Annotated in this window: 24 protein-coding genes and 1 pseudogene; 15 read left to right on the forward strand and 10 right to left on the reverse strand. The window is 66.8% G+C overall.

What is annotated here, in order from left to right; all coding sequences use genetic code 11:
- Positions 1-7: 7 nt before the first annotated feature.
- Positions 8-1,597, reverse strand: coding sequence for an amidase (locus tag EV646_RS35670; RefSeq protein WP_132156677.1), 1,590 nt, complete (start codon positions 1,595-1,597; stop codon positions 8-10).
- Positions 1,594-1,866 carry a hypothetical protein gene (locus tag EV646_RS35675; protein WP_199237382.1) on the reverse strand — a complete coding sequence of 91 codons (273 nt, stop codon included), beginning with the start codon at positions 1,864-1,866 and terminating at the stop codon, positions 1,594-1,596. Before EV646_RS35675 ends, EV646_RS35670 begins: the two co-directional genes overlap by 4 nt.
- 196 nt (positions 1,867-2,062) lie before the next feature.
- Between EV646_RS35675 and EV646_RS35680 the strand changes: the two genes are divergently transcribed.
- On the forward strand, positions 2,063-2,260 hold the full coding sequence (locus tag EV646_RS35680) for an antitoxin (protein ID WP_241996540.1): 198 nt from the start codon (positions 2,063-2,065) through the stop codon (positions 2,258-2,260).
- Between the two features lie 174 nt (positions 2,261-2,434).
- Here the strand turns inward: EV646_RS35680 and EV646_RS40450 are convergent, their stop codons facing one another.
- The 5 genes from EV646_RS40450 to EV646_RS35705 all read right to left on the reverse strand — a co-directional run bounded on the left by EV646_RS40450 (position 2,435) and on the right by EV646_RS35705 (position 8,930).
- A complete protein-coding gene (locus EV646_RS40450; protein WP_241996541.1) occupies positions 2,435-3,772 on the reverse strand; it encodes a ricin-type beta-trefoil lectin domain protein in 1,338 nt (445 codons plus the stop codon).
- 120 nt (positions 3,773-3,892) lie between these two features.
- Positions 3,893-5,812, reverse strand: a complete 1,920-nt coding sequence (locus EV646_RS35690) for a glycoside hydrolase family 2 protein (RefSeq protein WP_132156681.1) — start codon at positions 5,810-5,812, stop codon at positions 3,893-3,895.
- Between the two features lie 74 nt (positions 5,813-5,886).
- Complete coding sequence (locus tag EV646_RS35695; protein WP_132156683.1) at positions 5,887-6,729, reverse strand: carbohydrate ABC transporter permease; 843 nt, start codon at positions 6,727-6,729, stop codon at positions 5,887-5,889.
- Positions 6,726-7,637, reverse strand: coding sequence for a carbohydrate ABC transporter permease (locus EV646_RS35700; RefSeq protein WP_132156685.1), 912 nt, complete (start codon positions 7,635-7,637; stop codon positions 6,726-6,728). The genes EV646_RS35695 and EV646_RS35700 overlap by 4 nt, the downstream gene beginning before the upstream one ends.
- A complete protein-coding gene (locus EV646_RS35705; protein WP_241996542.1) occupies positions 7,638-8,930 on the reverse strand; it encodes an ABC transporter substrate-binding protein in 1,293 nt (430 codons plus the stop codon).
- Positions 8,931-9,125: 195 nt separating this feature from the next.
- Between EV646_RS35705 and EV646_RS35710 the strand changes: the two genes are divergently transcribed.
- Positions 9,126-10,139, forward strand: a complete 1,014-nt coding sequence (locus EV646_RS35710; protein ID WP_132156686.1) for a LacI family DNA-binding transcriptional regulator — start codon at positions 9,126-9,128, stop codon at positions 10,137-10,139.
- Here EV646_RS35710 and EV646_RS35715 read toward each other — a convergent pair.
- Together EV646_RS35715 and EV646_RS35720 are read right to left on the reverse strand one after the other, a co-directional pair.
- Complete coding sequence (locus EV646_RS35715; protein ID WP_132156688.1) at positions 10,136-10,450, reverse strand: hypothetical protein; 315 nt, start codon at positions 10,448-10,450, stop codon at positions 10,136-10,138. The genes EV646_RS35710 and EV646_RS35715 overlap by 4 nt on opposite strands.
- A gap of 54 nt (positions 10,451-10,504) precedes the next feature.
- Positions 10,505-10,954: a pyridoxamine 5'-phosphate oxidase family protein gene (locus EV646_RS35720; protein WP_132156690.1), complete on the reverse strand. Its 450-nt coding sequence runs from the start codon at positions 10,952-10,954 to the stop codon at positions 10,505-10,507.
- Between the two features lie 73 nt (positions 10,955-11,027).
- On the opposite strand from EV646_RS35720, the gene EV646_RS35725 reads away from it, so the two are divergent.
- The 7 genes and pseudogenes from EV646_RS35725 to EV646_RS41095 form a co-directional block, all read left to right on the forward strand.
- A complete protein-coding gene (locus tag EV646_RS35725) occupies positions 11,028-11,612 on the forward strand; it encodes a TetR/AcrR family transcriptional regulator (protein WP_132156692.1) in 585 nt (194 codons plus the stop codon).
- Positions 11,613-11,651: 39 nt separating this feature from the next.
- On the forward strand, positions 11,652-12,371 hold the full coding sequence (locus tag EV646_RS35730; RefSeq protein ID WP_158291112.1) for a GntR family transcriptional regulator: 720 nt from the start codon (positions 11,652-11,654) through the stop codon (positions 12,369-12,371).
- Between the two features lie 103 nt (positions 12,372-12,474).
- Entirely contained in the window at positions 12,475-13,896 is a 1,422-nt protein-coding gene (locus EV646_RS35735) for an MFS transporter (RefSeq protein ID WP_132156696.1), read from the forward strand.
- Entirely contained in the window at positions 13,893-15,323 is a 1,431-nt protein-coding gene (locus EV646_RS35740) for a four-carbon acid sugar kinase family protein (protein ID WP_132156698.1), read from the forward strand. The genes EV646_RS35735 and EV646_RS35740 overlap by 4 nt, the downstream gene beginning before the upstream one ends.
- A complete protein-coding gene (locus EV646_RS35745; protein ID WP_132156700.1) occupies positions 15,320-16,192 on the forward strand; it encodes an NAD(P)-dependent oxidoreductase in 873 nt (290 codons plus the stop codon). Before EV646_RS35740 ends, EV646_RS35745 begins: the two co-directional genes overlap by 4 nt.
- Positions 16,193-16,201: 9 nt before the next feature.
- Entirely contained in the window at positions 16,202-16,663 is a 462-nt protein-coding gene (locus EV646_RS35750) for a nucleoside deaminase (RefSeq protein ID WP_132156702.1), read from the forward strand.
- Positions 16,664-16,762: 99 nt separating this feature from the next.
- Positions 16,763-17,077: pseudogene (locus EV646_RS41095) on the forward strand (LLM class flavin-dependent oxidoreductase); the annotation flags it as partial.
- Positions 17,078-17,202: 125 nt separating this feature from the next.
- On the opposite strand, the gene EV646_RS35760 reads toward EV646_RS41095, so the two are convergent.
- Positions 17,203-18,030: a class I SAM-dependent DNA methyltransferase gene (locus EV646_RS35760; protein ID WP_241996543.1), complete on the reverse strand. Its 828-nt coding sequence runs from the start codon at positions 18,028-18,030 to the stop codon at positions 17,203-17,205.
- An 81-nt stretch (positions 18,031-18,111) separates the two neighbouring features.
- Here EV646_RS35760 and EV646_RS35765 point away from each other — a divergent pair, with 81 nt between their 5' ends.
- From EV646_RS35765 to EV646_RS35790, 6 genes are all read left to right on the forward strand, one after another.
- Complete coding sequence (locus EV646_RS35765; protein ID WP_132156704.1) at positions 18,112-18,879, forward strand: maleate cis-trans isomerase family protein; 768 nt, start codon at positions 18,112-18,114, stop codon at positions 18,877-18,879.
- Positions 18,880-19,275: 396 nt separating this feature from the next.
- A complete protein-coding gene (locus EV646_RS35770) occupies positions 19,276-20,010 on the forward strand; it encodes an SDR family NAD(P)-dependent oxidoreductase (protein WP_132156706.1) in 735 nt (244 codons plus the stop codon).
- A gap of 270 nt (positions 20,011-20,280) precedes the next feature.
- Complete coding sequence (locus tag EV646_RS35775) at positions 20,281-21,585, forward strand: ABC transporter substrate-binding protein (protein ID WP_132156708.1); 1,305 nt, start codon at positions 20,281-20,283, stop codon at positions 21,583-21,585.
- The gene (locus EV646_RS35780; RefSeq protein ID WP_132156710.1) at positions 21,585-22,472 is read left to right on the forward strand and encodes a carbohydrate ABC transporter permease; all 888 of its coding nucleotides are present in this window, start codon (positions 21,585-21,587) and stop codon (positions 22,470-22,472) included. Before EV646_RS35775 ends, EV646_RS35780 begins: the two co-directional genes overlap by 1 nt.
- Complete coding sequence (locus EV646_RS35785; RefSeq protein WP_132156712.1) at positions 22,472-23,407, forward strand: carbohydrate ABC transporter permease; 936 nt, start codon at positions 22,472-22,474, stop codon at positions 23,405-23,407. The genes EV646_RS35780 and EV646_RS35785 overlap by 1 nt, the downstream gene beginning before the upstream one ends.
- Positions 23,404-25,857, forward strand: coding sequence for a beta-galactosidase (locus EV646_RS35790; protein WP_199237389.1), 2,454 nt, complete (start codon positions 23,404-23,406; stop codon positions 25,855-25,857). The genes EV646_RS35785 and EV646_RS35790 overlap by 4 nt, the downstream gene beginning before the upstream one ends.
- The last annotated feature ends 1 nt before the right edge of the window (position 25,858 follow it).

Here is a 25,858-nt window from a genome sequence, read left to right on the forward strand (position 1 = left end):
AAAGGCGTCACTGCATCAGATCGGGGACCTCGTGGGCGAGGATGCGGCCGCGGTCGGAGATCGCGGTTGTTCGTGCAGTCGCGGTGGGGATGACGGGATCGGCGGGGCGGTGGTGGTGCCAGTCGGTGACGGATTGGTAGGCGGCGGCCACCGCTAGGAGGCGGTCCTCGCCGTAGGGTTTGCCGCCGAGGATTGTGCCGATGGGGATGCCGGCGGTGGTGAAGCCGATCGGGAGAGCGAGCTCAGGCAGGCCGAGGGCGTCGAACGGCGTCGGAGAGGTCTGTACGACGACGTCGCACTGCTCGAACAGGTCGTCCAGCACCCGCTGCAGCAGCAATACCTTTGCCCGTTGGCCGATCAGGTATTCGTTTGCCCCGAGCAACGCACCCTGCAGCCAGCCGGTGACCGATACCCCGAATCCCCGCAGGTCCGACCGCAGCATCGGCAGGAACGGCTCGCTCCGCTCCGGCAGCCGCACGTTGTTGAACGCGGCGTTCGTGAGCAGGTCCCACTCCTCCGGCATCGTGACGTCGACCACCGACAGCCCGTCGATCCCCGCGAGTACGTCGAGCGCCGTCTTCCGCGCGACGGCAGTCTCCGAGGTACCGCTGGTGAAGCCGGGGATGACGCCGATCCGCGTGCGCCAGCGCGCACGGACCTTTCCACTTCGGATCACAGGAGTCGCGGCGGTCACCAGGTCCGGCACCGGCGGCAAGCCTTGCGTGCGTGGATCCGCAGGGTCCTCCCCCGCCATCGCGGTCAGCATGATCGCCGCGTCCATCGCGTCGCGCGCGAGCGGACCCGGGTGATCGCGGGTGTAGCTCAGCGGCACGATGCCGTGCAGCGAGACGCGGCCCATCGTCGGCTTGAGGCCGGTCAGGTTCTGCGCGTTCGACGGCGCCGTGATCGAGCCGCCTGTCTGGGTGCCCACACTCGACGCCGCCATCCGCGCGGCGACCGCCGTTGCCGAGCCGGACGACGAACCACCTGGATCGGTGCTGGGATCCGCCGGAGTCCACGCGTTCACCGTGGTGATCCGCCCGTCGGGCGTCGTCGCCCGGGTCGTTGCCAACGGCCCCATTTGGGTCTTGCCCAAGACAATGCCTCCGGCCGCAGTCAGTCGTCGTACGGCGGTCGCGTCGTACGATGGGACGAAGTCGGCGAAGAGGTACGAGTTGGCAGTCGTGGTGACGCCGCGGGTGTAGTAGTTGTCCTTGATCGCCAGCGGGATTCCGTGCAGTGCGCCGCCCCGCGACCGGCCCAGCGTGCGCGCCCGAGCCAGCGCCTCGTCCGCGAGTACCAGGTTGAACGCCTGATAGATCGAGTCGAACTTGCCGATCCGGTCCAGATAGGCCTCGAGCAACTGCTCAGGCGTCAAGCGCCCCTTTCGGATCAGGGTCGCCGCCTCGGCGATGGTCAACTCACTGACGTCGACCGATCGAGCCGGCACGTCGACCAACGCCGTACTGGTTGTCGCAGGAGCGGCATGCGCGATCGACGGCAGCGCGATCGAACCCACGGTCGTCGCCGCGGCCAAAGCACTCGCGCGATAGAGGAACGACCGCCGGTCGACCTGCTCGTCCATCGGCGCACTCATCGCGCCTCCCGGGTGATGTCGATCGACGGGTAGAGCTTCGGCGGCGCGACCTGCAGCGCGTCGGCGCCGAAGGAGTACGCGCTCAACGGCAACACCGTCGTACGCATGAAGCTCCTGAGACTCGCGAGCACCGAGTCCCGGCCTGGGCTCCCGGTCTCCGGGTCCGGCGCACTTCCCGCGGGTAGTTGATCGAGATCGATACCGATCGAGGCCAGACGCGCGCGGATCATCACATCCAGCTCCGCGTCCGTGGGCTGAGCAAGGCTCACCGAATCCCCCTCCAGGTCGTGGCGGACAACCGTCAGGCCTTTATCTCAGCCACCGATTTCGCTGACGTGACAGCGAAGTTTCATCCAAAGGCAACCGTTCTCCGGCTCGCTGTGCTTGTGTGGGATTCGCCCGATCGGGTAGTAACGGGAGAGGTAGTGCACGCAACCATCGACAGAACGGGGAAAGACGATGGGCATGTTCGACAACCTGAAGGACAAGGCGACCGACGCCGTCGACGAGCACGGCGACAAGGTCAGCGAAGGCGTGGACAAGGCCGGCGAGTTCGCGGACGAGAAGACCGGCGGCCAGTACGGCGAGAAGATCGACCAGGGCACCGACTTCGCCAAGGACCAGCTCGACAACCTCGACGGCCAAGACGACGACATCCAGTAGTCGCCCTCGACCAACGCCGAGCGGCCGCAGGCATCAGCCCCGCGGCCGCTCACGCGTTCTACACCGGCACCTTCCACTTCTGTGGATCGAGCCCGTTGCAGTCCTAGATCTGCAGATCCGTTCCATCAGCGGTCGCCCCGCCAGGACTGTCAAGGCAACGGCCTGACTGCAGATTCAGCAGCGCACCGTTGACCTGCGGCTGCCAGACCTGACCTGACCACCGGCCGTCCCGCAGTCCCACAGCTGGACCTTGGTGAAGTTCGCCGTCCCGTTGCCGGCAATATCGAGACACTTGCCGAAGGCATGGATTCTGCCGTCGGTGGTCATCGTCCATTGCTGGCCGGGTACGCCGTTGCACGTCCACAGCTGTACGGCGTTGCCGTTCACGGCAGTGTTGTGGTCGACGTCGAGACACTTGCCGGCGGCGGCCGGGCCAGTGATGGCGCCGGTCGGGCCGGGGATCGTGCCGGTGCCGAAGCGGACCTGGCACTGGTTGCCGGTTCCCAACCACGTCGCAGCGAGGTAGAGGAACGACGTACCGTTCCAGGACGGGACGATCGGCGAACTGTAGCCCGGGCAGCCAGGGGCACCAGGACCGTAGCTGCCGGTCGGATTCACATTCACCGGCGCCTCGACCTCGGTCCAACTGCCCGTTCCCAGTGACTTGTTGGCGAACACCACCGAGCCCGACTCCGCCATCACCGCCTTGTTGCCAGTGGGTCCAGTGACCACTCGCTGCCCGGAGAGCAGCAGCGTCCCGTTAGGTCCTCCACCCGGCACCCAGGCGACGTACGGCGTATGGAGCAGATGGCGGCCGTCACTCGTCTGAGCCAGCGTGCCGGGGTTGTCGCTCGGCGCCCAGTTGAGGCCGTCCGGACTGGTCTTGAGATAGACCTCGCAGGCGTGGTCGGGGTTGGTCGCGTCCCGGCACAGCTCGTACGTCATCAGGAACTGGCCGTTCGGCAGCGCGGTGATGATCGACATCCCCGGCCGGGCGAGGTTGTCGTTCGGGAACGCGACGTCCGGCGTGATGCTGCCGCTCCAGCTTTGGCCGCCGTTGGTCGACGTGTAGTGCCCGATGATCTGGTTGTTGGTAGGCGAACCGGCGGGCCGTTCGTCGGAGATGAAGCAGGCCAGCGTGTTGTTCGGCGCGAGCAGGAACCATGGCTCCCAGATGCCCTGGCCGATCGTGTTCGGCTGTCCGCTCGTCTGGGTGCAGTTCGACAGGTACTGCCAGCTCGCGCCATGGTTGGTGCTCTTGAAGACCTCGATCTTCTGCGCGGTGAAGCTGCCCTCGTCCCACGCCGTACCGGCGGCGAGCAGGTCACCGGCATTCAATCCGTTGGCCGTGCGCGGGACCTCGTAGATGACAGGTGCGCCAAGATCCCAGCCGGCGGTGTTCGAGCTGATCGTACTGATCGGTGCGGCGCCGAAGGTGGCCCCGCCATCGGTGCTACGGAAGATGGGGAAGTTGGCCGGCCCGGATTCGTTGCGCCGGGCAAAGGTAGCCAAAACGGTCCGCGGACGCCGGCAGAGCCACCAGCGCCGCGGCAATGATGCCGAGAGCAATCAATAGTCGTCGGACGGACATGAAACCTCCTCGGAACAACGGGCGGATTGATCCCCGGGAATTCAGCGCGCGGCGATGTCGACAAAACTCCTCGCGACGACGGCACCGGCCGAGTCGGTGACCCAAAGATGCAGGCGGCCAGGCGTTGTCGCGGAGACCTCGATCGGCGCCGTGACGGCGAACGGCTTGGCCTCGATCGGCGCGGAGCCGGATTCCCAGTGCAACGTGCCGAGCAATGGCTCGCGGCCGTGGTGCGAGACCCGGACCGGTAGGGTCGTTTCACCCACGGCATCACGGCCAGGCGCTTCCGGCGTGACGTCGACAATGAGCGTCGTCTCCGCATGTACGTCGGAAGGCCGGGTGCCGCCGAGGTCCTTCGTTCGCCGGTCGTAGGTGTAGATGCCGACGGTCTCGTGCTCGATGTCGTAGAGCTCGGTGAAGATGTACCCGGCGTTCCGCGCGTGCCTGCGCAGCTCCTGCGTCTGCCAGCGCAGATGCCAGCCGCGCTCGACGCTGGTCGACCCGCCGCCGTACTCACCGTTGAGCTGGATCCGATCGGCAGCTTCGAAGCCAGGAGCCGCAATCGCCTCGTTTACCACGAAGTCCGGCCCGAGCTTCACTGGGAAGCTGCCGTCGGCCGTGTTGATCAGCCGGTCGATGACCGATGCCCACGACGCGACGTTGTCGTCGTAGTAATGCCAGTCGACCAGATCGGTCTCGACGTGCGCCCATCCGGAGTTGTCCACCACCGGCCGCGTCGGGTCGGCGTCCCGGATCAACCGGTACGCCCGTCGTACGGCGTCCTGCTTGGCGGGATCGCCGGGCACGTCCCAGTCGAGTCCCCACTCCTCGTTGTACGCACCCCAGATCACGATGCTCGGATGGTTGCCGTCGCGCGCCACCATCCCGACCGCCACCTCTTCGAAGGCGGCAACAGCCGTGCCACTGAACCGGCCGGTCGACGGCGGCTCAGCCCATACCAGCATGCCGAGCTTGTCGGCCCAGTAAAGCCAGCGCGGGTCCTCGAGCTTCAGATGCTTCCGGACCAGGTTGAACCCGGCCTCACGCGCCAGCTCGATGTCCTGCCGCAGTGCCTCGTCACTCGGCGCAGCATGGCCGCCGGTCGGCCAGAAGCCCTGGTCCAGGACGCCGCGCACGTACGTCGGTACGCCGTTCAGCAGCAGGTTGTTGCCTTGCCACTCGATCCGGCGCAGCCCGGTGTACGTCCGAACCGTGTCCTCGCCGGCGGTGACGATCACGTCGTACAGATGAGGATCCTCCGGGCTCCACAGCCGCGGCTCGGGGATCGGCACCGTGACCGGGCCGGTCAGATTGTCGACAGTCTGCACGCCGACACCCGGGATCTCGATCCGGACCGGCGACGGACCTGTCAGCGACACCTCGATGCCGTCGAGTTCCGGAGTCGGGCGCAACGACAGCTGGGAGATGTACGACGCCGGCCGAGGCTCGAGCCACACCGTCTGCCAGATCCCGCTGGACGGGGTGAACGCACAACCGTCGTAGTCGTCGGCCGGAATACTCCGCTGCTTGCCGTGCGGGATGAAGCGCTTATCAGTCGGCGCATGCACGCGGACGACGAGGGTCCCGGCGCCGTCGGCGTCGAGCAAGTCGGTGATGTCGGCCTCGAACGGGAGGTAACCGCCTTCATGCTCGACGGCGAGTACGTCGTTGACCCAGACGGTCGCCTGATGGTGCACGGCGCCGAAGTGCAGAATCGTCCGCTGCCCGACCCAGTCCGCGGGCCGCTCGATCCGCCGCCGATACCAGGCTGTCGGCAACCAGTGCGCGACGGCACCTGAGGCTGGGTGCTCCCAAGGGAACGGCACCACGATGGTTTCCGGAAAGTCGCCGGGGCCGAGGTCGTCGGGGTCCGGTGCGAAGTCCCAGTCGCCGTTGAGGTTGAGCCAGCGCTCCGAGCGATCGAAGTGCGGGCGCGGATATTCGGGACGCGGTGTGTTCACGAGTGTTCTCCAGGTTCTTCCCCCACCCCGAGCGGAGCGGGCTTCCCCCACCCCGAGCGGAACGAGGGTGATTTTCATCCCTTGAGGCTGCCGGCCATGACGCCCTTGATGAGGTGACGTTGCAGGACGATGAAGACGACAAGGACCGGGATCGCGGCCACGGTGCTTGCCGCGAGCAACTGGCCCCAGACGCTGGTCCAGTCCGCGCCGAGCTGACCCGAGCGGATGTTCTGGGCGAGGGCCGAGAGCATCACCTGCAGGGTCTGGTGCTGCTCGTCGTTCACCGCCACCACGGGCCAGACGAAGTCGTTGTAGATGTTGATGAACGTCAGTACGCCGAGCGCCGCGAGACCCGGCCGGATCACCGGGAGCACGATGCTCGCGAAGATCCGCAACTCACCGGCGCCGTCGACGCGGGCGGCGTCCAGCAGCTCGTCCGGGATCGCCATGATCACCTGGCGCATCCAGAACACGCCGAAGGCATCGATCGCACCCGGCAGGATGAGCGCCTGGAACGTGCTCACCCAGCCGAGCTGACTCATCTCCAGCAACAGCGGGATCAGCAGTACGAGCGTCGGCAGCATCAGCGTGGTCAGCACGGTCGCGAACAGCACGCGCTTCCCCGGGAACGCGTACTTCGCGAACGCGAAACCGGCCATCGGGCAGAAGATCATGGTCAGCGCGCCTTTGATCACGACCACGATCGCGGTGTTCCGGAAGCCGGTGCCGATCGGGATCGTGTCCAGCATCGCCCGGAAGTTGTGCAGGGTCAGCTGCGAGAAGTCGAAGCTGAACGGCCGGGCGATGATGTCCCCGCCTGGCTTGAGCGACGACAGCATCATCCAGAGCAGCGGCGCCAGACTGAGGATCCCGGCAATGGTGAGCAGCGTGTACCGTCCGACGGCTCCGAGTTTCACGAGTCCTCCCTCGAACGCAGCAGCCGGATGGACGCGAGCGACAACGCGAGCACCATCACCACGAGCAGCATCGAGTTCGCCGCCCCGAGCCCTAGGTCGGAGTTGGTGATGTGCTTGTAGAGATGGAGCCCGGCCGTCCGGGTCGAGTTGAACGGTCCGCCGCCGGTGACGACGTACGGCTCGGCGAACAGCTGGAACACGGTCAGCGTCCCGATCACGACGACGAAGCTCAGCGTCCGCGTCACCAGCGGGACGGTGATCGACCAGAACTGGTGCCACGCGCTCGCGCCGTCGATCCGCGCCGCCTCGTAGACATCCGATGGGATTGCCGACAATCCGGCCATCAACAGGATCACGGCGTATCCGGTCGTTCGCCACAGCACGAGGAGCGCGACGGTCACCTTCGCGCCCGCTGAGGTCGTCAACCAGCCGATTGCCGGCAATCCGACAGATGCCAGGCCGTGGTTGACCGCACCGAAGTCCTGATCGAACAGGATGATCCAGACCTGCGCCATCGCCACCAGCGGCGTGACGAAGGGTGCGATCAACGCGGCGCTGAACAACCCGCGGAACCTTGCCTTGCGCAAGGCCACAGCGATCGTCAACGCCAGCAGAACCTGCGCCGGTACGACGAGCAGCCACAGCGCACCGGACGTCGCCATCGACTGCCAGAAGTCAGGGCTGGCGAGCAGATAGCGGTAGTTCGCGAACCCGATGAACTCCAGCACCCCGGCGCCGTGCCAGTTGGTGAAGCTCAGCTGCAGCGCGAAGAAGATCGGGTACGCGCTGAAGGCTGCGAAGACCAGGACGAAGGGCACGACGAACAGATACGGTGCGGCCTTCACCCGGCGGCGTCGTACTGGACGCGCCTGCCGCCGGGTTGCGGCTGCTTCGGTGATCGTTGCCATTCAGCTGGGACCCATCAGGTTCTTCTGGATCTGCGTCGCCGACGTCTTCAGTACCTCGTCCGGGCTCATCTGCCCGGCGAGCAGCTTCTGCACGTTGACGCCGAAGTAGTCGACCGCCTTCCCCCACCAGGTCGGGATCGTGTAGCCGCCGGGCACCTGCTTGCCGGCCTCGACCGCGACCTTCCACAGGTCCTGACCGCCGAGCGCATCGATCGGCTTGAACAGCGGCGCCGCCGGGTCGAGCGCCGGCAGGTACGACGGGATCGACGTGTTCAGCCCACCCGGGTAGACGGCGTTCGGTCCATAGACGGCGGTGTACCCCTCTTTGCTGAAGACCAGATGCTCGTAAAGCTTCCAGGCCAGCTCAGGGTTCTTCGCCTTGGCCGGGATGACGAACGACGAACCGCCCATGACACCCGCCCGCGGGCCACCGGCCTGCCAGGCCGGCAGCGCGGTCGCCCGCCACTTGCCCTTGCTTGCCTTCAGCAACTGCTGCGGTGCGAACACGAACCACTGCGCCCACGGCACGAACACCTGCGTCCCGTTGTCCTGCGTCTGCAGGTCGGTCGGCTGCGTGTACTTGGCCAGGGTCCCGAGTCCTTCGGACCGCACGGTGTCCAGCCAGGTCAGGGTCTTGCGGTACGGATCCGAGTCGATGCTGAGCTTGCCCTGGGCATCGACCATCGCGCCGCCCTGCTGGTTGGCGAACATGTCGATCCACAGCTGAGCCAGGAACTGGTCGTTCTCCAGATGGATCGGCTTGGCCTTGGGGAACTTGTCCCGGACCGTGCGGGCAGCGCCGAGCAGAGCGTCGTACGTGGTCAGGCTTGCGGGGTCGACACCGGCCTGGGTGACGATGTCCTCGCGGTAGAACAGCAGTCCGGGGTCGAGATCCCACGGCACCGCGACAACCTTGCCGTCGACCGTGACGACGCCGAGTTTGTACGGCGCGATGTCCGGTTTGTACTGCTCGATCAGTTGGCTGAGGTCGTGCAGGTGCGGAGCGACGCCGGTCAGCAGGGCGTCGTCGTAGAACGCGCCGTCGGGGACGCCGGCGCCGCTGATCAGCGTGGCCGGGAGCTTGGCGTTGATGTCGACGGCGACGTGGTTGACCTTCACCTGCGGGTACTTGGCGGTGAACGTCGCGATCGCCTTGTCGAAGACCTTGAACAGATCGCCGGTGCGGTCCCAGATGGTGAGCTCGCCCGAGGGCGGCGTGGTCGCACTGCTGGTCGGCAGCGGGGTGTTGCCGGTCGTACTGCCCGGCGCGCAGGCACCGAGACCGCCGGCCACCAGGGCGGCACCTGCGCCCCGGAGCACAGCGCGGCGAGACAGAGGCCGGCGGGAAACAGGAGATGAGAACAGATCGGTCATGGCGGCTTCCTCATGACTTTCGCGGGGCTTGCAACGTTGCAAGTGGTGCTCGGAACGCTATGCTTGCAACGTTGCAAGTGTCAAGAGGTCGCTATCCCCCGGAAGAGGTGCCCAGTGCCCGCCACACTGCGCGAAGTCGCCGAGCGAGCCGGTGTCTCGGTCCGGACGGTGTCGAACGTCGTCAACGACTTCCCCCAGGTCGCACCGGAGACCCGGGCGCGGGTGCAGCGCGCGCTCGACGAGCTCGGTTACCAGCCGAACGCGGTCGCCCGGACGCTCCGGCGCGGCCGTTCCGGCCTGATCGCGCTGGTCCTGCCGGAGCTCGACGTACCGTATTTCGCCGAGCTGACCAGGGCCGTCATCGAGCAGGCGGCGGCCGCCGGCTACACCGTGGTGGTGGATCAGACCGACGGCGACCCAGTGCGCGAGCGCGAGCTGGTGATGCGCGGCAATCGGGCGGCGATGTTCGACGGGCTGATCTTCAATCCGCTCGCACTCGGCGGCGCCGACCTGCGCGACCGCCCGTCGTCGACGCCCGTCGTACTGCTGGGTGAGCGCGTGGTCCAGGGCGGTCTCGACCACATCATGATCGACAACGTCGGCGCCGCCGAGGTCGCGACCCGGCACCTGGTCGAGCTCGGCCGCCGGCGGATCGCGGCGATCGGCGACCAGTCCGACGAGAGCCGCCGTACTGGCCGCCTTCGGACTGAGGGCTACCAGGCCGCGCTGAACGCCGCCGGTCTCGAGCCGCTACCCGAGCTGATCCGCCCGACGACGTACTTCCACCGAGCCGACGGCGCCGCCGCGATGGCGGACCTGCTCGCGTTGCCCGATCCCCCCGACGCGGTCTTCTGCTACAACGACCTGCTCGCGCTCGGCGCCCTCCGGACCATCCTCAGCCACGGCCTGCGCGTCCCCGAGGACATCGCCCTGGTCGGCTTCGACGACATCGAGGACGGCCGCTACAGCACCCCCAGCCTCACCACCATCAGCCCGAACAAGACCCAGATCGCCCAGCATGCGGTCGAGCTCCTGCTCCGCCGCCTCGACGGCGACACCAGCCCTCCAGCCGAACTCCCGGCCGACTACGAACTCATCGTCCGCGAAAGCACCACCGGAAAGCACTAGCTTTGCGTGAGCTCCTTGTCGAGCCAGGCGAACAGCTCCCTGATCTCGTCCGCGGAGTAGCCCATGAACTTCGCGCCCCGCACCACGACGGTCTGCGACTTCTTCTGCTCGAACCGCGCCTTGACCCAGTCCTTCAGGATCGCCACCGCGGCCGCCGTCAACGGAATCTCTGCCTGTACGACGACCACACCGTCGAACGGTCGCGCCCCGACCGGCTCCGACGCGCCGTCCACCGATGCGGTCAACTCCTCCAGCTCCGCCGCCTCATCCGGCGAGACAACCACCAGCGCATGCTCCACCCTGATCCCCACCCCTCGATCGACGCCGTCGACTCCCCCCAGACATCGCGGCAGCGACACCGAGTGTTACCCGAGATCGCTGGTGAAGTCGACTGTGTTCCAGTGGGTCGGCTTCATGACGTAGACCAGATCGGTCTCGGCGGCACCGGCTTCTTCCCAAGCTTTGGCGTAGGCCTTGCCACCTTCGTCGCCGAGGTAGCGCACGGCGAGTGGAAGGAGATCCTGCTCGGTGTCGGGACGCCGTGTTTCAATCACCGGACCCTCGACGGTCACATAGCGGTATGGGATCGACTCCGACTGTACGACGAGGACGAAGCGCTCGGCGGATTCGAGGGCCACACCCTTGCGGGATTTCGCGTTCATCATGATCGTGACGCCGGTCTCGGGGCTGTAGTCGTACCAGACCGGAGCACTGACGGGTGCCCGATCGGGCCGGTCCGACGCGACGCTGACGACGCCGATCCGGACGTCGGACAGAAAGGCCTCGCGCTCGGCAACGGTCAGGCGGGTTGACATATGAGTTCCCCTTACAGGTGTTTTTTAGGTCGGTGACCAAATATAGGTCATTGACCTAGGATACGGTAGGCGCATGAGTACGACGCTGAGCAATCGCGGCCAGGTCCGCCGGGACGCGGTGCTGGAGATCGCGCGGGACCTGCTGGTCGAGGAAGGGTTCGACCAGTTCGTGCTGCGGCGGGTCGCGGCGAAGGCCGACATGAAACTGGGAAACCTCCAGTACTACTTCGCCACCCGCGACGACCTGCTCGAGGCCGTGATCCGGGCCGAGTTCGACCGCGATCTCGACGCCCTGCGGCGGGCGACCACCGTGGAGTCGGCGGAGGGGTTGAAGACGGCCGCTCGTGCGCTGGTCCGCAACTGGACGACCGGCGCCGGCAGCGTCTTCGGGACGATGTCGCTGCTCGCCTATCACCACGACCGGTTCCGCGAACTCAACCGCGAGATCTACGCGACGTTCTACCGCGAACTCAGCGTCCTGATCCGGCAGGTCTCCCCCGGCGTACCGAAGGCGGAGGCCGCCGCCCGGGCGCGACTTGTCACCGCCGTGCTGGACGGCGTCGCGATGCAGATCCACGCCGGCGTCATCGGCAAGCGCGAACTCACCAGTCGCGCGGCTGATCTGGTCGTCACCATCGCCCAAGGGCGACCGGGTTAGGCTACTGATCGGGTATCAGTGGAACGGAAGGGGGCAGCTGTGTCGTTGCCGGTTGGCCCGCTCGACGAGAGCGAACGGCTCGTCCTCCGCGACCGGGTGTACGACGCACTCATCGACCTGCTGATCAGCGGCCGCGTCACGCCGGGTCAGGCACTGCGGATCGAGCATCTGGCCAACCTGCTGGAAGTCTCCCCGACTCCGGTCCGGGAGGCGCTCGCCAAGATCGAGGCCACCGGCCTGGTCACGCGGGTCGCCCAAAAAGGCTACCGGGTGGCTCCACTGCTGGCCGAGCCGCAGATGTCGGAACTGATCGACGCCCGCGAACTCGTGGAACTCGGGGCGATGGAGTTGATCTCCGGCGAGCTGGATCAGCTGGTGCCCCAACTCGAAGCGGCGCAACAGCGGCACGAGGCGGCGGCCCGGCACCTCGCCGCACTTCCGCCTGGCGACCCGGCCGTGATGACCCGGCAACGCGAGTACTTCGAGGCCGACTGGGACTTCCACCTGGCGATCCTCCGGCATTCGCGCAACCGGTACGTCCTGCAGATGGCCGAAGGTCTGGGCGGTCACCTGCACCGGCGACGCCAGGGTGTTGTGGTCGGGGTGAACGACACGCAGTTCGCGGTCCGTGAGCACGCCGCCATCCTGGCCGGGTTCCAGCAGGGCGACGTACAGGCTGCCATCGCCGCGATGCGCACCCACATGGAACAGATCCGCCGCCGGTCCCTGAAGGACCTGGCCGCACAGCCGTCGCGCTGACCCTCTCCTTAATGTGACGCAGGTCACACAAGCCTGCCTCTGGATCTCAAAATCTATTTTATATAGATTTCCCGCCACTCCCCACGAATCGAGGTCCGACACCATGTCCACCACCCTTTCCGGCAGCGCCGAGGCGACCCTCGGCTCGATCATGCGCAAGGTGCAGTGGCGCCTCGTCCCGATCCTGTTGCTGATGTACACCCTCGCCTTCCTGGACCGGGTGAACATCGGCTTCGCCAAGACCGAGTACATGGCCGACACGGGGCTGACCGAGGCGGCGTACGCGCTCGGCGCCGGCATCTTCTTCGTCGCCTACGCCTTCTTCGAGGTGCCGTCGAACCTGCTGCTGCACAAGGTCGGCGCGAAGTTCTGGCTGGCCCGGATCATGGTGACCTGGGGGATCATCTCCGCGCTGATGGCGTTCGCGCACAACGAATGGATCTTCTACAGCGTCCGCGTGCTGCTGGGGGTCGCGGAAGCCGGGTTGTTCCCGGGCGTCATCCTCTACATCACCTACTGGGCGGTGGCGGAGTACCGCTCGCGGTTCACCGGCCTGTTCATGATGGGCATCCCGCTGGCTTATGTGTTCGGCGGGCCGCTTTCAGGCGCGTTTCTCGACCTGCACGGCGCACTCAGCCTGGCCGGCTGGCAGTGGATGTTCGGTCTCGAGGGTCTGCTCACCGTGGTCTTCGGGGTGTGGATCTACTTCTACCTGGACTCCAAGCCGGACGACGCGAAGTGGCTGACAGGCGAGGAGAAGAAGGTCCTGAACGCCGCGATCGCGCTGGACAACGAGGAGCGCGCTGCGGCCGGCAATGGTCACCACGAGCCCTGGTACAAGCCGCTGACCAATCCGCGACTGGTGTACGTCGCGCTGTGCTCGTTCTCCGTCCAGATCTGCATGTACGGCTTCACCTTCTACCTGCCGAGCCAGGTCCAGGCGCTCACCGGCCAGAAGATCGGCTTCCTGGTCGGCGTCATCACCGCTGTCCCGTGGGTGGTCGCGCTGGTGATCACCCGGTACACGACGCTGTTCTCCGACAAGACCGGGCAGCGACGCTGGACGGCTGTCTTCGCTTACTCCCTGGCCGTCATCGGTCTCACCGGATCGGTGCTGTTCAAGGCCGAGCCGGTCGTCGCGATCGCCTTCCTCTGCCTTGTCGCGGGCTCTTTGGTCTCGGTCCAGCCGATCATGTGGACCTTCCCCGCCTCGATCCTGACCGGCGCCGCCGCGGCCACCGGCATCGGCCTGATCAACTCGCTCGGCAACCTCGGCGGCTTCTTCGCCCCGAACATCCGGGCCGCCGTCCTCAACGCGTACGGTTTCGTCTCGCCGCCGAAGACCGGCACTCTCGACGCCGCTCAACTGGCCGTCAACGCCCATGCCCAGGACATGGCGACGTACACCATCGCCGGAGTGGGCGTGATCGGGATGGTCCTGTTCGCGTGCATCACGTTCGTGGGTTACCAAGGCAAGATCCAGCCGGTCGGCCGCAAGCTGAAGACCGCAGGGGCTCTGGTATGAGCGCCTCCCCGACGGTGCCGGCTGTGCTCGAGCTTCCCGGCGCCGCGGCACGGATCCGCGAGTACAACCTCCGCACCGGCCGCAGACTCGCCGTACTGGACGACGATCCGACCGGCTCCCAGGCGGTGCACGGCGTCTCGATCGTGACCGTGCTCGAACGGTCCGAGTACGCCGCCGGGCTCGCCGCCCCCGGGGACACCTGCTTCATCCTCACGAACACACGGGCGCTCGACGAGAACCGGGCCGTCGCGCTGAACCGCACTGCTGCGCACGACCTCTATGCCTTTGCCGACGCCGCTGGGGCGACCGTCGAGGTCGTGTCGCGCAGTGACAGCACGCTCCGCGGCCATGTGCTCGCCGAGGTCGAGACGATCGCGGCCGAACACCTGGCCGTCACCGGCCGACCAGTCGACGGTGTGCTGTTCTGCCCGGCGATGCTCGAAGCCGGCCGCTTCACTGTCGAGGACGTCCACTTCGCCGTTGTCGACGGCGAGCCGACGCCGGTCGGCCAGACGGAGTTTGCCAGGGACGAGACCTTCGGCTACACCTCCTCGAACCTGCGGGACTTCCTCGCGGAGCGGTCGGGCGGTACGGCGGTCGTGCACAGCCTCTCGCTGGAGGACATCCGGGTCGGCGGCCCCGAGCGGGTCGCCGAGATCCTCACCGCGGTCTCCGGACTCGGCTGGGTCATCGTCAATTGCACGTCGTACGCCGATCTCGAAGTGGTCGCACTCGGTTTGCAGCACGCCCAGGACGCGGGCAAGACCTTCCTGACCCGGTCCGGGCCTTCCTTCGTCCGGGCGCTGGCCGGTATCGAGGCGAAGGAGGCCCTCGGTCCGGCCGACATCGCGATCGACAGGTCCCGCGCGCGGCACGGCCTCATCGCGGTCGGTAGCCACGTCGGGCTCACCACTCGGCAGGTGGAGGCGGCGCGACAGCGCGGCGGTCTCGTCGAGGTCGAGCTCCGGGTTCCTGACCTGCTCGACTCGCGGACTGCCGCGGCTCACATCGACGAAGCTGCGGCACGAATCGTCGCAGCCCTGCCGGTGTCCGACGTACTCGTCTGCACCAGCCGCGACCTGGTTGCGGTGGACGGCGACCCCGACGCGAGCCTGGACATCTCCCGCACAGTGTCGGCGGCGCTGGTCAGCGTCGTCCAAAAGGCCCGCGCAGCCCGGCCAGCGTGGGTCGTCGCTAAGGGCGGCATCACCTCCCACGATCTGGCGGTCCGCGGCCTGGGGATCCGGCGGGCGACGGTCGCCGGACAATTCCTGCCCGGACAGATCTCCCTGCTCACCCCGGACGAGGCCCCGGCCGAAGTCATCGGCTGCCCGTACGTCGTCTTCCCCGGAAACGTCGGCGGACCCGACGCATTGGCACTCGTCCTCGACCGCCTCCGAGCCGCTACTGAAGGAGCATTGGCATGACCACCATCGGCTGGATTGGACTGGGCGCTATGGGAGGCCCGATGGCGCAGTGCGTCGCGGCTGCCGGCTACCCGGTTTCGGCGTACGACGTCTCACTCGAGCGGGCGCGATCGTTGGCCGGCGGGGACCTGACTGCAGTCGACTCCATCCGGGCAGCTGCCACGGGCGCGACGGTCCTTGTCCTGATGGTCGCGACGCCGGATCAGGTCGAGGCTGTGCTGTTCGGCGAGGGTGGCGCGGCCGGTGAGCTGGAGCCCGGCGCGGTCGTCGTGGTGATGGCGACTGTCGGTCCGGGACCGGTCGAGAGCTGGGCGCGCCGGCTCGGCGAGCTTGGCGTGGGACTTGTCGACGCGCCGGTGTCGGGTGGTGTCGCTCGGGCCGCCAAGGGCGATCTGCTGGTGATGGTGTCCGGCTCCGCCGAAGATCTCGCGGCGACGCGACCGATCATCGACGCGATGGCTTCGACCGCCCCGGTGGTCGGCCCGGTGCCCGGCGACGGCCAGAAGGTCAAGGTCGTCAACCAGTTGCTGTGCGGGGTCCACATCGCCGTGGCCGGCGAGGCCCTGGCACTGGCCGACTCGATGGGCCTGGACGTCGAAGCGACCTGGGAGGTGCTGAAGGCCGGAGCTGCCGGATCGTTCATGTTCGGCGACCGGGGCGGCCGGATGGTCGCCGGCGCCTTCGACGACGTCCGCAGTGCGCTCGACATCTTCGTCAAGGACATGGGCATCGTCACCACGACCGCGAAGTCGGTCGACCAACCCACGCCTCTGGCCGCCGTCGCGGAACAGCTCTACCTGACCGGTCGGCGCAAAGGACTCGGCCGCAAGGACGATTCGATCGTCTACGGGATTCTTCGCGGCCGGTAGCGTCGGCTCATGGGAGATCTTGAGTTGTTGCGGCAGGCGGTCGAGTTGGCGCGAGTGAACGTGGCCGAGGGACAGTTGCCGTTCGGGGCGGTGATCGCGCGTGGAGACGACGAGGTCGTCGCGGTCGGGGTGAACACCTCGTTGCGCGACAACGATCCGAGCGCACACGGCGAGGTCGAGGCGATCCGGGCGGCGTGCCGGGAGTTGGGCACAATCACCTTGGCCGGTACGACGCTCTACACGAGCTGCGAGCCCTGCCCGATCTGCCACACGATCGCGATCGCCGCGGAAGTGGACCGGATCGTGTACGCGGCGCCGAAGGAGTGGGTGCCCGACCTGGGCACGCCGTTCGCTCCGGTGCTGTTCGACATCCAGGCGGCGGCTCGCCAACTCGATCCCGACCGGATCTCGCAGATCGAACTACCCGAAGCTCGTGAACCGTTCGCCGCGTTCCTGGAGCAACGCCGGTGAAGCTCGGGCTGAACCTGCTCAACTACGGTCCCGGCACCACGCCCGAGGTGCTGCTCGGCTGGGCGCGTTTCGCCGAGGAGAACAGGGTTCGCGATCGCGATGATCTCTGATCACATCGCGCTGACGCCGGAGGTGCAGGCGCTGTATCCGGTCCCCTTCTACGACCCCTTCACCACCATCGCCTGGCTCGCCGCGAACACCAGCGACCTGCTGCTCGGCACGTCGGTGTTGGTCCTCCCCTACCGGCATCCCTTGCAGGTCGCACGAACCGGCGCCAATCTCGATGCCTTCAGCAACGGCCGGTTCGTGCTCGGCGTCGGCTCCGGCTGGTCGTCGGAGGAGTACGCCGCTCTCGGCGTACCGTTCGACCGTCGCGGCGCCATCACCGACGAGTACCTGGCCGCGATCGTCCCCGCCTGGACCAACGACGTCACCTCCTCCCCCGGACCACACGCGCCGTACGACGAGATCCACACCAGGACAAAGGCCTTCCAGTACTGCGATCCGCGGCGGCCGAAGCGAGGGTCGCCGTACCCACCTCAGGGGCGCCAGATGACTGCGGCGACCTCGCGGGTGCGTTCGGAGAAGTGGCCTTGGTCCGAAGCTTTGGTCAGTAGGTCGCGGAGGTCTGCTTGGAAGGCTGGGAGGTCGTCCGCGAACTGGTTCGGGGTTGAGCTGGAGAGTGAGAAGACGGCCGCGGTGACGTCCTCGACGGAGCGTTCCACGACTTCGTTGCCCCCGGCGGAGACTCTGGTTGGGCCTTGGTAGCCGGCTGCCAGCATGACCTTCTCCTCGCCGCCTCGGGTGCCGGTAGGCAGGTGTCCTTGGCCTGCACGCCGTACCGGACCCAGGTACTTCGCAACCAGCTCGTCGATGCGGTCCCACGGCGGACGCGGGTGCGGTAGCGGGTCGTCGCCGTCCACGCCCCGATGGGTGGAGGCGGCGACATGGACCCAGAAGCCACCGGGCTCGATCATGTCGCGGACTCTCTCCGCAACCAGCTCCTGATCCATCCAGTGAAACGCCTGCGCGAAACTGACCACCCGGAAGGTCCCGAGATCCGCGGGCAGCGCCTCGCCCCGCAGCTGCCTCCACTCGATGGTGCTGGATCGCCGAGACGCCACCTCGATCATCTCCCGATCGGCGTCCACCCCCACGGCCGCTTCGAACAACGGCGCCAGCAACACCGTCAGGGAGCCCGGACCACACCCCACATCCAGCAGCCGCCCCCGGCCGTCCAGCCCAAGCTCCGAACGCAATACCTCCGCCAGCTCAGCCGGATATTCCATCCGTCCCACCGCGTAGTGCTCGGCACTACCGGCGAACAAAGTCTCGTCCCACTGCCAGGTCCACTCGCCCGAGTTCACCTGCCGATGCTATCCAGCTGCCGCCTTACGTCGAGCGGTTTTCCGGCGCACACTCGGCAGTAACGGGGACGGAGGGGAACTATGTGGCAGCCAGATGGGTGGGATGTGCGGGTGCGGCTCGGCGTACTGGCGCCGCACGCAGATGTGGGACCGGAGTCGGAGCTGCAGGCAATGGCTCCGGAGGGTGTTCGGGTGCATGCGGCGCGGGTTCCGTTCGGGGCGATGACGACCGGCGGGCTGATGGACCCGACGATTCCGCACGCACCGCTGCAGGCGTTCGTCGAACCGCCGTACATCGACGAAGCCGTGTCGTTGCTCGCCGCCGCACCGATCGGTGCCATCGGCATCGGTTTCACGAGTTCGGCGTACGTCGTCGGCGCCGAGGGCGAGCACAAGGTCGTCGACCGGCTGATGGAGCGCAGCGGCGGCATCCCGGTGGTCGCGACCTGCACCTCCGCGGTCGCCGGCCTACGGAAACTGAACGCCAACCGGATAGCGCATTTCGACCCACCGTGGTTCGACGCCGAACTCAACCGGCTCGGCGCGGAGTACTTCAGATCCCAAGGCTTCGACGTCGTCGCGCACATGTCGTGTGGTCTGCCGAGCAGTCAGCGCAGCATCAACCCGTCGGAACTGTTCGCCTGGATCACCAGCCACACACCCGCCGACGCCGAAGCCGTCTTCATCGGCGGCAACGGCTTCCGCACCGTCGGCATCATCGCCGCCCTGGAACAAGACCTCCACCGCCCGGTCCTCACCGCCAACCAGTGCCTCCTCTGGGGCCTCCTCCAAGCCGCCAACTCCGCAGCGAAACCAGCCAACTACGGCCAACTCTTCACGGCGACTTGACCGTCGACGTTCAGGCTCCGAGCCGCCGCAGGAACGACACGAAACTCCCAGCAAACCCGAAGGTAAAGTCACCGCCAGCGTCACCCACGACACTGGGTGTGCCCGCGGCAACCAAGACATCCGGGCGCGTCCCGCCACCCTGCCGGTCGATCTGCCTGTCATCCATTCCGCATCACTCCGCTCACCTCGTTGCCGGAGGCCTCATTGCCGGAGAATTGCATGCTGACCTGGCTGTGTTTGTCGCGACAGAAGACGTACGCTGCAATCGGGGGCGCCACGTGGCGCTGAACGGGGATCCGTACAGCTGCAGGGGGGAACTGCACATGACTGACTTTCGTGCGCCATCCAGACACGGGCGGATGCCAAGTGGACCAGGCCGGTGCGCCAGGTAACGCCGTGGGTGCGTTTCGGCGGATGCTGGTCTGGATTTCGGGCGCGTCGGCCGGGCTGGGTGCCGCGCTGGCGGCAACGATCCCGTTCGATGCCGAGCTGGTGGACATCTCCCGGCGCGGGGGTACGCCGGGGACTCATCACGTCGCGGTAGATCTCGCCAACCCGGACATGTGGCCACTGGTCGAGGAGGACTTCAACCGCCGCCTGGCGACCTTTGACGGCGACGGCGTGGTGTTTGTTCACAACGCCGCCACTTTGACGCCGCTGGGTCCTGCCGGCGCGGTCAGCACCGCCGAGTACACGCGGAACGTGCTGCTCAACTCGGCGGCCGCGCAGGTGCTCGGTCATGCGTTCCTGCGAGCTGTTGCCGATAGCAAGCTCGAGCAGCACCTCGTGATGGTGTCGTCGGGCGCCGGCCGCCGTCCGCACGAAGGCGAGTCCAGCTACTGCGCGGGCAAAGCGGCGCTGGATCAATGGGTGCGAGCCGTCGGACTCGAACAGCAACGGCGCAACCCTGGTTGCCGGGTGATTTCCGTGGCACCAGGCGCGATCGATACCGACATGCAGGCCGAGCTCCGCGCCGCCAGAGCCGATATGTTCCCCGAGGTCTACCGCTTCCGGCAGCTAGAGGCAGAGGGCCGGCTGGCGAAACCCGAGGACGTGGCCAGGACGATCTGGTCCCTGCTTGATCGCGACGTCGCGAACGGGGCCGTTCTCCACGTCCGGGACATCACCTGACCAAACCTCACCCAACACCACGCCGTTTCCGGCCGCCCCCGCCGCTGACCACGTAGCGACCACCCGCCAGGTCCAGGCGGGTGGTCGCTACGTGTGCGCCATGAGAGCGCGATCCCTGCGCCACCGGACCAGTGCTCTCGGTGGTCACGGTTTGGCAACTGCCGCACGAGGTCTTGTCAAGGATTATTCCAATGGTTAGTTTAACCGCCACGAAAACCCTCAGGGTTCAACAGAAAACCTCAGGGTTCAACACGTGGGAGGTTCAGCGCGATGACGATGGACAGGGCGCAGTACTCGCGTCGGGGTTTTCTCGGGATGGGGCTCGCCGCGGGCGTCATCACGCTCACCGGGTGCGGGGGTGACGACAGCGGATCCTCCTCGTCGGGAGGCAACTCCACCGCCGCCAACCTGGTGATGACGGTGTGGGGCGGCGAGAACGACAAGACGACGTACCAGAAGCGGCTCGACCTGATGGCCAAGAAGTACCCGGACATCAAGGTGACGCTGCAGCTGATCCCGAACGACGGGTACGCGCAGAAGGTGCAGACCATGATCGCCGGCGGCAAGGGCCCGGACATCATGCAGGTCGCCGAGAGCGTGAACGTCTACTCGAGCAAGAACCAGATCCAGCCGCTGGACGACCTGGCGAGCAAGGCGGGTCTGGACCTGGAGAAGCGATTCGGCTCGATCGGCAAGCTCTACTCGTACCAGGACAAGGTGTACGCCGTTCCGGACCGCTCCGGCGCCATGATCGTGTACTACAACAAGGCGCTGTTCGAGGCCAAGGGCATCAAGGCGCCGACCGCCGACTGGACCTGGGACGACGCGCTCGGCGCGTTCAAGGAGCTCACCGTCCCGGGCAAGCAGTGGGGTTACGCCGGCTCCGGCTGGTGGGCGCAGTGGTGGAGCTTCGTGTACCAGAACGGCGGCAAGATCATCGACGACAGCGGCAAGCCCGCGGTCGCCAGCGACGAGGTGATCGAGGCGCTGCAGTGGGCCGGTGACCTGATCTTCAAGCACGGCGTCGTACCGACCCAGAAGGACTACGCCAACATGGGCGCCGACGTCGGCGGCGACGCGGCCTTCGCCAACGGCAAGGTCGCGGTCAACACCACCGGCTTCTGGGGTATCAGCGGCCTGACCAAGAGCAAGATCGACTGGGACATCGCGCCGCTGTGGAAGGGCAAGCAGCAGGCGGTGACCGCGTTCGGCAGCGGCCTGGCCATCTCCCGGACCGCGAAGAACCCGGAGGCGGCGTTCAAGGCGATCGACTTCCTCACCTCGCCGGAGGCACAGCAGCAGATCATCGCCACCGGCCAGGACGTGCCGGCCAACATCGAGGTGCAGAAGAGCGACGCGTTCCTCAAGCCGGCCTGGATGACCAAGCCGGTGAACATGGACGTCTTCGGTGAGTCGAGCGACTTCGTCTACCGGGCGCCGTTCATCCCCGCCTGGAACGAGATGCAGAAGGCGTTCGACGACGGGCTGGCGGACTTCTGGCTGGGCAAGCAGGACGCCCGGACCGCGCTGACCGCGATCCAGAAGCGTCTCGAGACCATCGTCAAGCCGAGCTGATGTCCAAACTACGCCGGCGCGAGGCGCTCTGGTTCTACCTGTTCGCCTCGCCGTGGATCATCGGGTTCATCGTCTTCCTGCTCGGGCCGATGATCGCGTCGATCTACATCTCGCTGACCGACTGGGACTCGTTCACGCCGCCGAAGTGGGTCGGGCTGGAGAACTACACCCGGCTGCTGACCGAGGATCCGGTGTTCTGGAAGGCGTTGTGGAACACCTTCTACTACGCCGCGATCTCGGTCCCGCTCGGTCTGGTGATCGGCTTGTGGCTGGCGAACCTGCTGAACAAGCAGGTTCGCGCCCGCAAGGTGTTCCGTACGCTGATCTACCTGCCGACGCTGGTCCCGCTGGTCGCGACGGCGATGATCTTCAAGATGGTGCTGGCGCCGGCCGGACCGCTGAACGACGTACTGGGGATCTTCCACATCCCCGGTCCGTCGTGGCTGCTGGAGGCGGTGTGGGTGAAACCCGCGCTGATCCTGCTGTCCGTCTGGGGCGCCGGCGGTGCGACGGTGCTGTTGCTGGCGGCCATGAAGGGCATCCCGCGGGAGCTCTACGAGGCGGCCGAGGTGGACGGCGCGAGCCCGATCCGGCAGTTCTGGAGCATCACCGTTCCGCAGTTGACGCCGATCATCTTCTTCAACCTGATCATGGGGCTGATCGGCGCCTTCCAGGTGTTCTCCCAGGTGTACATCCTGACCAAGGGCGGGCCGAACAACGCGAGCCAGACGATGGTTCCGCTGCTGTTCGACGAGGCGTTCAGCTTCTACCACATGGGGTACGCGTCGGCGATCTCGTGGATGCTGTTCGCGGTGATCCTGGTGTTCACCCTGCTCGCCTTCCGCACCGCCCGGCGCTGGGTGTTCTACGAGACCGAGGTGAAGTGATGGCCACCATCATCTCCGCTGCCGCACCGCCGCAGCAGCAGGAGCAAGGACCGGGGCCCGAGCGAGGGCGCGGCAGCAGGGACCGGGTCATCGGGGTGTTCAAGGCGACCCCGTTCACCTACGCGACGCTGATCATCGTGTCCGCGGTGCTGTGCGTGCCGCTGGTGTTCGTGGTGTCGATCGCGCTGGCCAGCGACCAGACGGTCAACGCGAACACGTTCACGATCATCCCGGGCGAGTTCCACTGGTCGAACTTCACCCGGGTGTTCGGCACCGACCTGCCGATGCAGAAGTTCCTGCTGAACTCGGTGATCATCTCGCTCGGTGCCGTGGCCGGGCAGGTGCTGTCCAGCGGGCTGGTCGGGTACGCGTTCGCGCGGCTGCGGGCACCGGGGAAGAACGCCCTGTTCATCATCGTGATCGCGACCATGATGATCCCTTCGCAGATCACCATGATCCCGCAGTTCATCCTGTTCAAGGAGCTCGGCTGGGTGAACACCTTCCTGCCGCTGATCGTGCCGAACTTCTTCTCCAACGCGTTCAACGTCTTCCTGGTCCGGCAGTTCGTGTCCCGGCTGCCGAGCGAGATCGACGAGGCCGCGATGGTGGACGGGCTCGGCTTCTTCGGCATCTACCGCCGGATCATGCTGCCGATGCTCGCGCCGGTACTGATCGCGATCGGCATCTTCACCCTGACGGCGACCTGGGGCGACTTCATGGGCCCGTTGATCTACCTGAACGACGAGTCCAAGATGCCGCTGGCCTTGGGCGTGCAGTACATCACCAGTACGTCGGCCGCGCTCCAGGCGCCGCCGTGGAACCTGGTGATGGTCGGGTCCATCCTGCTCACGTTGCCGATGATCCTGGTCTACTACCTCGGTCAGCGGTACTTGTACGAAATGGACATCAGCGGCGGCAGCGCGGGGGTCAAGTGAGTTCGGTTTCGTTGGATGCTCGCGGCATCCAGATCGATGGTCAGCCGCAGGTCGTGCTGTGCGCGTCGCTGTTCTACTTCCGTCTGCCCCGGGAGCAGTGGCGCGCACGGCTCGAGCAGGTACGCGCGTCCGGCTACACCTGCGTGGACGTGTACCTGCCGTGGAACTTCCATGAGCTCGCGCCCGGCCGCTGGTCGTTCGAGGGCCGGCGTGATGTGGCGGCGTTCCTGGACCTCGCCCACGAGGTCGGGCTGTACGTCATCGCCCGGCCGGGTCCGTACATCTGCTCGGAGTGGGACGGCGGCGCGCTACCCGCGTGGCTCGGTCTCGATCCTTCGTTGCGCGTCCGCCAGAACGAGCCTGCCTTCCTGACGCAGGTCGCGGCCTGGTTCGACCAGGTGCTGCCTCTGTTGGCGGCCCGTCAATATGGCGCGGGCGGCTCGATCATCATGGTCCAACTGGAGAACGAGCTGGACTTCTTCGACTGCGAGGATCGCACCGGGTACATCACCGCCCTGCGGGAGCTTGCTTCCGGCATCGATGTTCCGCTGATCGCCTGCGCGGGCCAAGGCGACCTCTTCGGTGCCACCGGCAACGTCGATGGCGTCGTACCGGCGTGCAACTTCTATCCGAACGACGATTCGCCGTTCATCGAAGCCGAAGTACGACGATATGCGGCACTGCTCGCGGATCGCGGGCTGCCGCTGCTGATCACCGAGACGAACCGGCGGCACCGGACATTGCGCCGGATGCTGGCCAGCGGTGCGTCGTTGATCGCGCCGTACCTGCAGTCGTCGGGGTGGAACTTCGGGTACACGCCGTCGAGCGGGAACTGGGGTCAGCCGGGCAACTTCATGAGCCACGGCTACGACTTCCACGGCTACGTGTCGTCAACCGGTGCGGAGCGGCCGGAGTACGGCGAAGCGCAAATGTTCGCGCGAGTGATCTCGGCGCTCGGGTCGCGTCTGGCTCTGGCAACGTTGGGAGATCCGGTGGAGGTTGCCGCCGACTTCCCCACGAGTGCGTCGCCTTCGGCGCTCGACCTCGCGGGTGGTGGGCGGCTGGTCGCCGTACCGAATCTCGGTGACGAGGACGGGCGGGCGCTGGTCAACGGTGTTTCGGTCGCGGTGGCGGCGGATTCGTGTCCGTTGATGCTGATCGACTTCCCGTTGCCGGAGACAACGTTGACCTTGGCATCGGCCGATCTGGTCTCGTGGTCGGACGAAGGACTGGTGTTCTCGTCCAAGGTGCCGGTGACCGTTGTCATCGGCAACACTCCGGTCGAGGTCGCGGTCGGTGCCACTCTGGTCGTCGGCGGTGTCCGGGTCACCGTGGAGTCGCCGGTGGACGTGGTACCGGCCGAGGAATCGTTGTCAGGCGTGGTGAGTACGGTCTCTCGCCGGACGGCTACTGCTCCGGCGAAGCCTGCCGGTACGCATGAGCTTCCGCCGACGTTGGAGTCACTCGGGACGTATCGCGGGCGCGGGACCTACACCGCGACCGCGGACCTGACGGACGTCGACGAGCTGCTGCTGGTCGGGGCGTCCGACATCGTGGACCTCTCGATCGGCGGCCGGGTTCAAACGCTTGCCGGTTTCGGCGCGACACAACGGATCGATGTCCGCGGTCTCACCGGCGACATCCACGCCACGGTGGAGATCTGGGGGCACGCGAACTTCGACGACGTACGCCTTCCGTCGTTACAGCTTGGTGCGCTACGCGGGCTCGGCAGCGTCTGGACCATCGTCGAGACGCAGGACTTCTCCGCCTTGTGGACCGTCGAGGGTCACTGGGCCGGTGAGCCGGCGCCACTACGATCGCTCACCGGCTGGAGCAGTACGCGCGTCGGTACGCCGATCACCTACACACGTCGTGTCGACCTCTCCCAGCTGACCGCTCTGCACCTGGAAGGGGTTCGCGCGCCGGTCGGCGTGACGATCGACGACGGCGAGCCGATCACGGTCCACACCGAGAACCCCTGGGTGCTGCTGCCGGCCGGGACCAAGCAGGTCTCGATCACCGTGCCGCACGACCCGAGCGGTGGCGGCCTCCGCGCCGAGTTGCTCACGCTGAACCCGGTGACGGACTGGACGTGCGCCGTACAGGACGACGAACTGCTGACCGCCTTCGCCGGGCACGCCGAGCCCGCGGTTGACGTGACGCTGCCGCTGACCTTGGCGCCTGGTGAGGAAGCCTGGCTGGACGTGGAGCTGCCGGCGTCTGAGAGCGAACGCCTGGTGCGAGTCGACGGAGCGCAACTGCGCGTGACCGGCTGGTCTTCCGGCGAGTGCATCGGGCGGGTCTGGGTGGGCGACCGACCGGCCTTCTCGGGCGGCGATCCCGACGTACTGTGGATCCCGGCGGGTTGGTCCGAGCTGACGCTGCTGGTCAGGGGCGTCGAAGGACCGGCCGATGCGGAGCTGCGTACGATAAGTCTCTACAACGTTTGAG

This window comes from Kribbella antiqua (assembly GCF_004345665.1).
In the GTDB taxonomy this organism is placed as follows: domain Bacteria; phylum Actinomycetota; class Actinomycetes; order Propionibacteriales; family Kribbellaceae; genus Kribbella; species Kribbella antiqua.

Excerpts from the sequence above, each read along its gene's own strand:
- EV646_RS35670 (WP_132156677.1), bottom strand. The coding sequence starts at position 1,597 with ATGAGTGCGCCGATGGACGAGCAGGTCGACCGGCGGTCGTTCCTCTAT.
- EV646_RS35680 (WP_241996540.1), top strand. The coding sequence starts at position 2,063 with ATGTTCGACAACCTGAAGGACAAGGCGACCGACGCCGTCGACGAGCAC.
- EV646_RS35700 (WP_132156685.1), bottom strand. The coding sequence starts at position 7,637 with ATGGCAACGATCACCGAAGCAGCCGCAACCCGGCGGCAGGCGCGTCCA.
- EV646_RS35720 (WP_132156690.1), bottom strand. The coding sequence starts at position 10,954 with ATGTCAACCCGCCTGACCGTTGCCGAGCGCGAGGCCTTTCTGTCCGAC.
- EV646_RS35725 (WP_132156692.1), top strand. The coding sequence starts at position 11,028 with ATGAGTACGACGCTGAGCAATCGCGGCCAGGTCCGCCGGGACGCGGTG.
- EV646_RS35735 (WP_132156696.1), top strand. The coding sequence starts at position 12,475 with ATGTCCACCACCCTTTCCGGCAGCGCCGAGGCGACCCTCGGCTCGATC.
- EV646_RS35740 (WP_132156698.1), top strand. The coding sequence starts at position 13,893 with ATGAGCGCCTCCCCGACGGTGCCGGCTGTGCTCGAGCTTCCCGGCGCC.
- EV646_RS35745 (WP_132156700.1), top strand. The coding sequence starts at position 15,320 with ATGACCACCATCGGCTGGATTGGACTGGGCGCTATGGGAGGCCCGATG.
- EV646_RS35750 (WP_132156702.1), top strand. The coding sequence starts at position 16,202 with ATGGGAGATCTTGAGTTGTTGCGGCAGGCGGTCGAGTTGGCGCGAGTG.
- EV646_RS35765 (WP_132156704.1), top strand. The coding sequence starts at position 18,112 with ATGTGGCAGCCAGATGGGTGGGATGTGCGGGTGCGGCTCGGCGTACTG.
- EV646_RS35775 (WP_132156708.1), top strand. The coding sequence starts at position 20,281 with ATGACGATGGACAGGGCGCAGTACTCGCGTCGGGGTTTTCTCGGGATG.
- EV646_RS35780 (WP_132156710.1), top strand. The coding sequence starts at position 21,585 with ATGTCCAAACTACGCCGGCGCGAGGCGCTCTGGTTCTACCTGTTCGCC.
- EV646_RS35785 (WP_132156712.1), top strand. The coding sequence starts at position 22,472 with ATGGCCACCATCATCTCCGCTGCCGCACCGCCGCAGCAGCAGGAGCAA.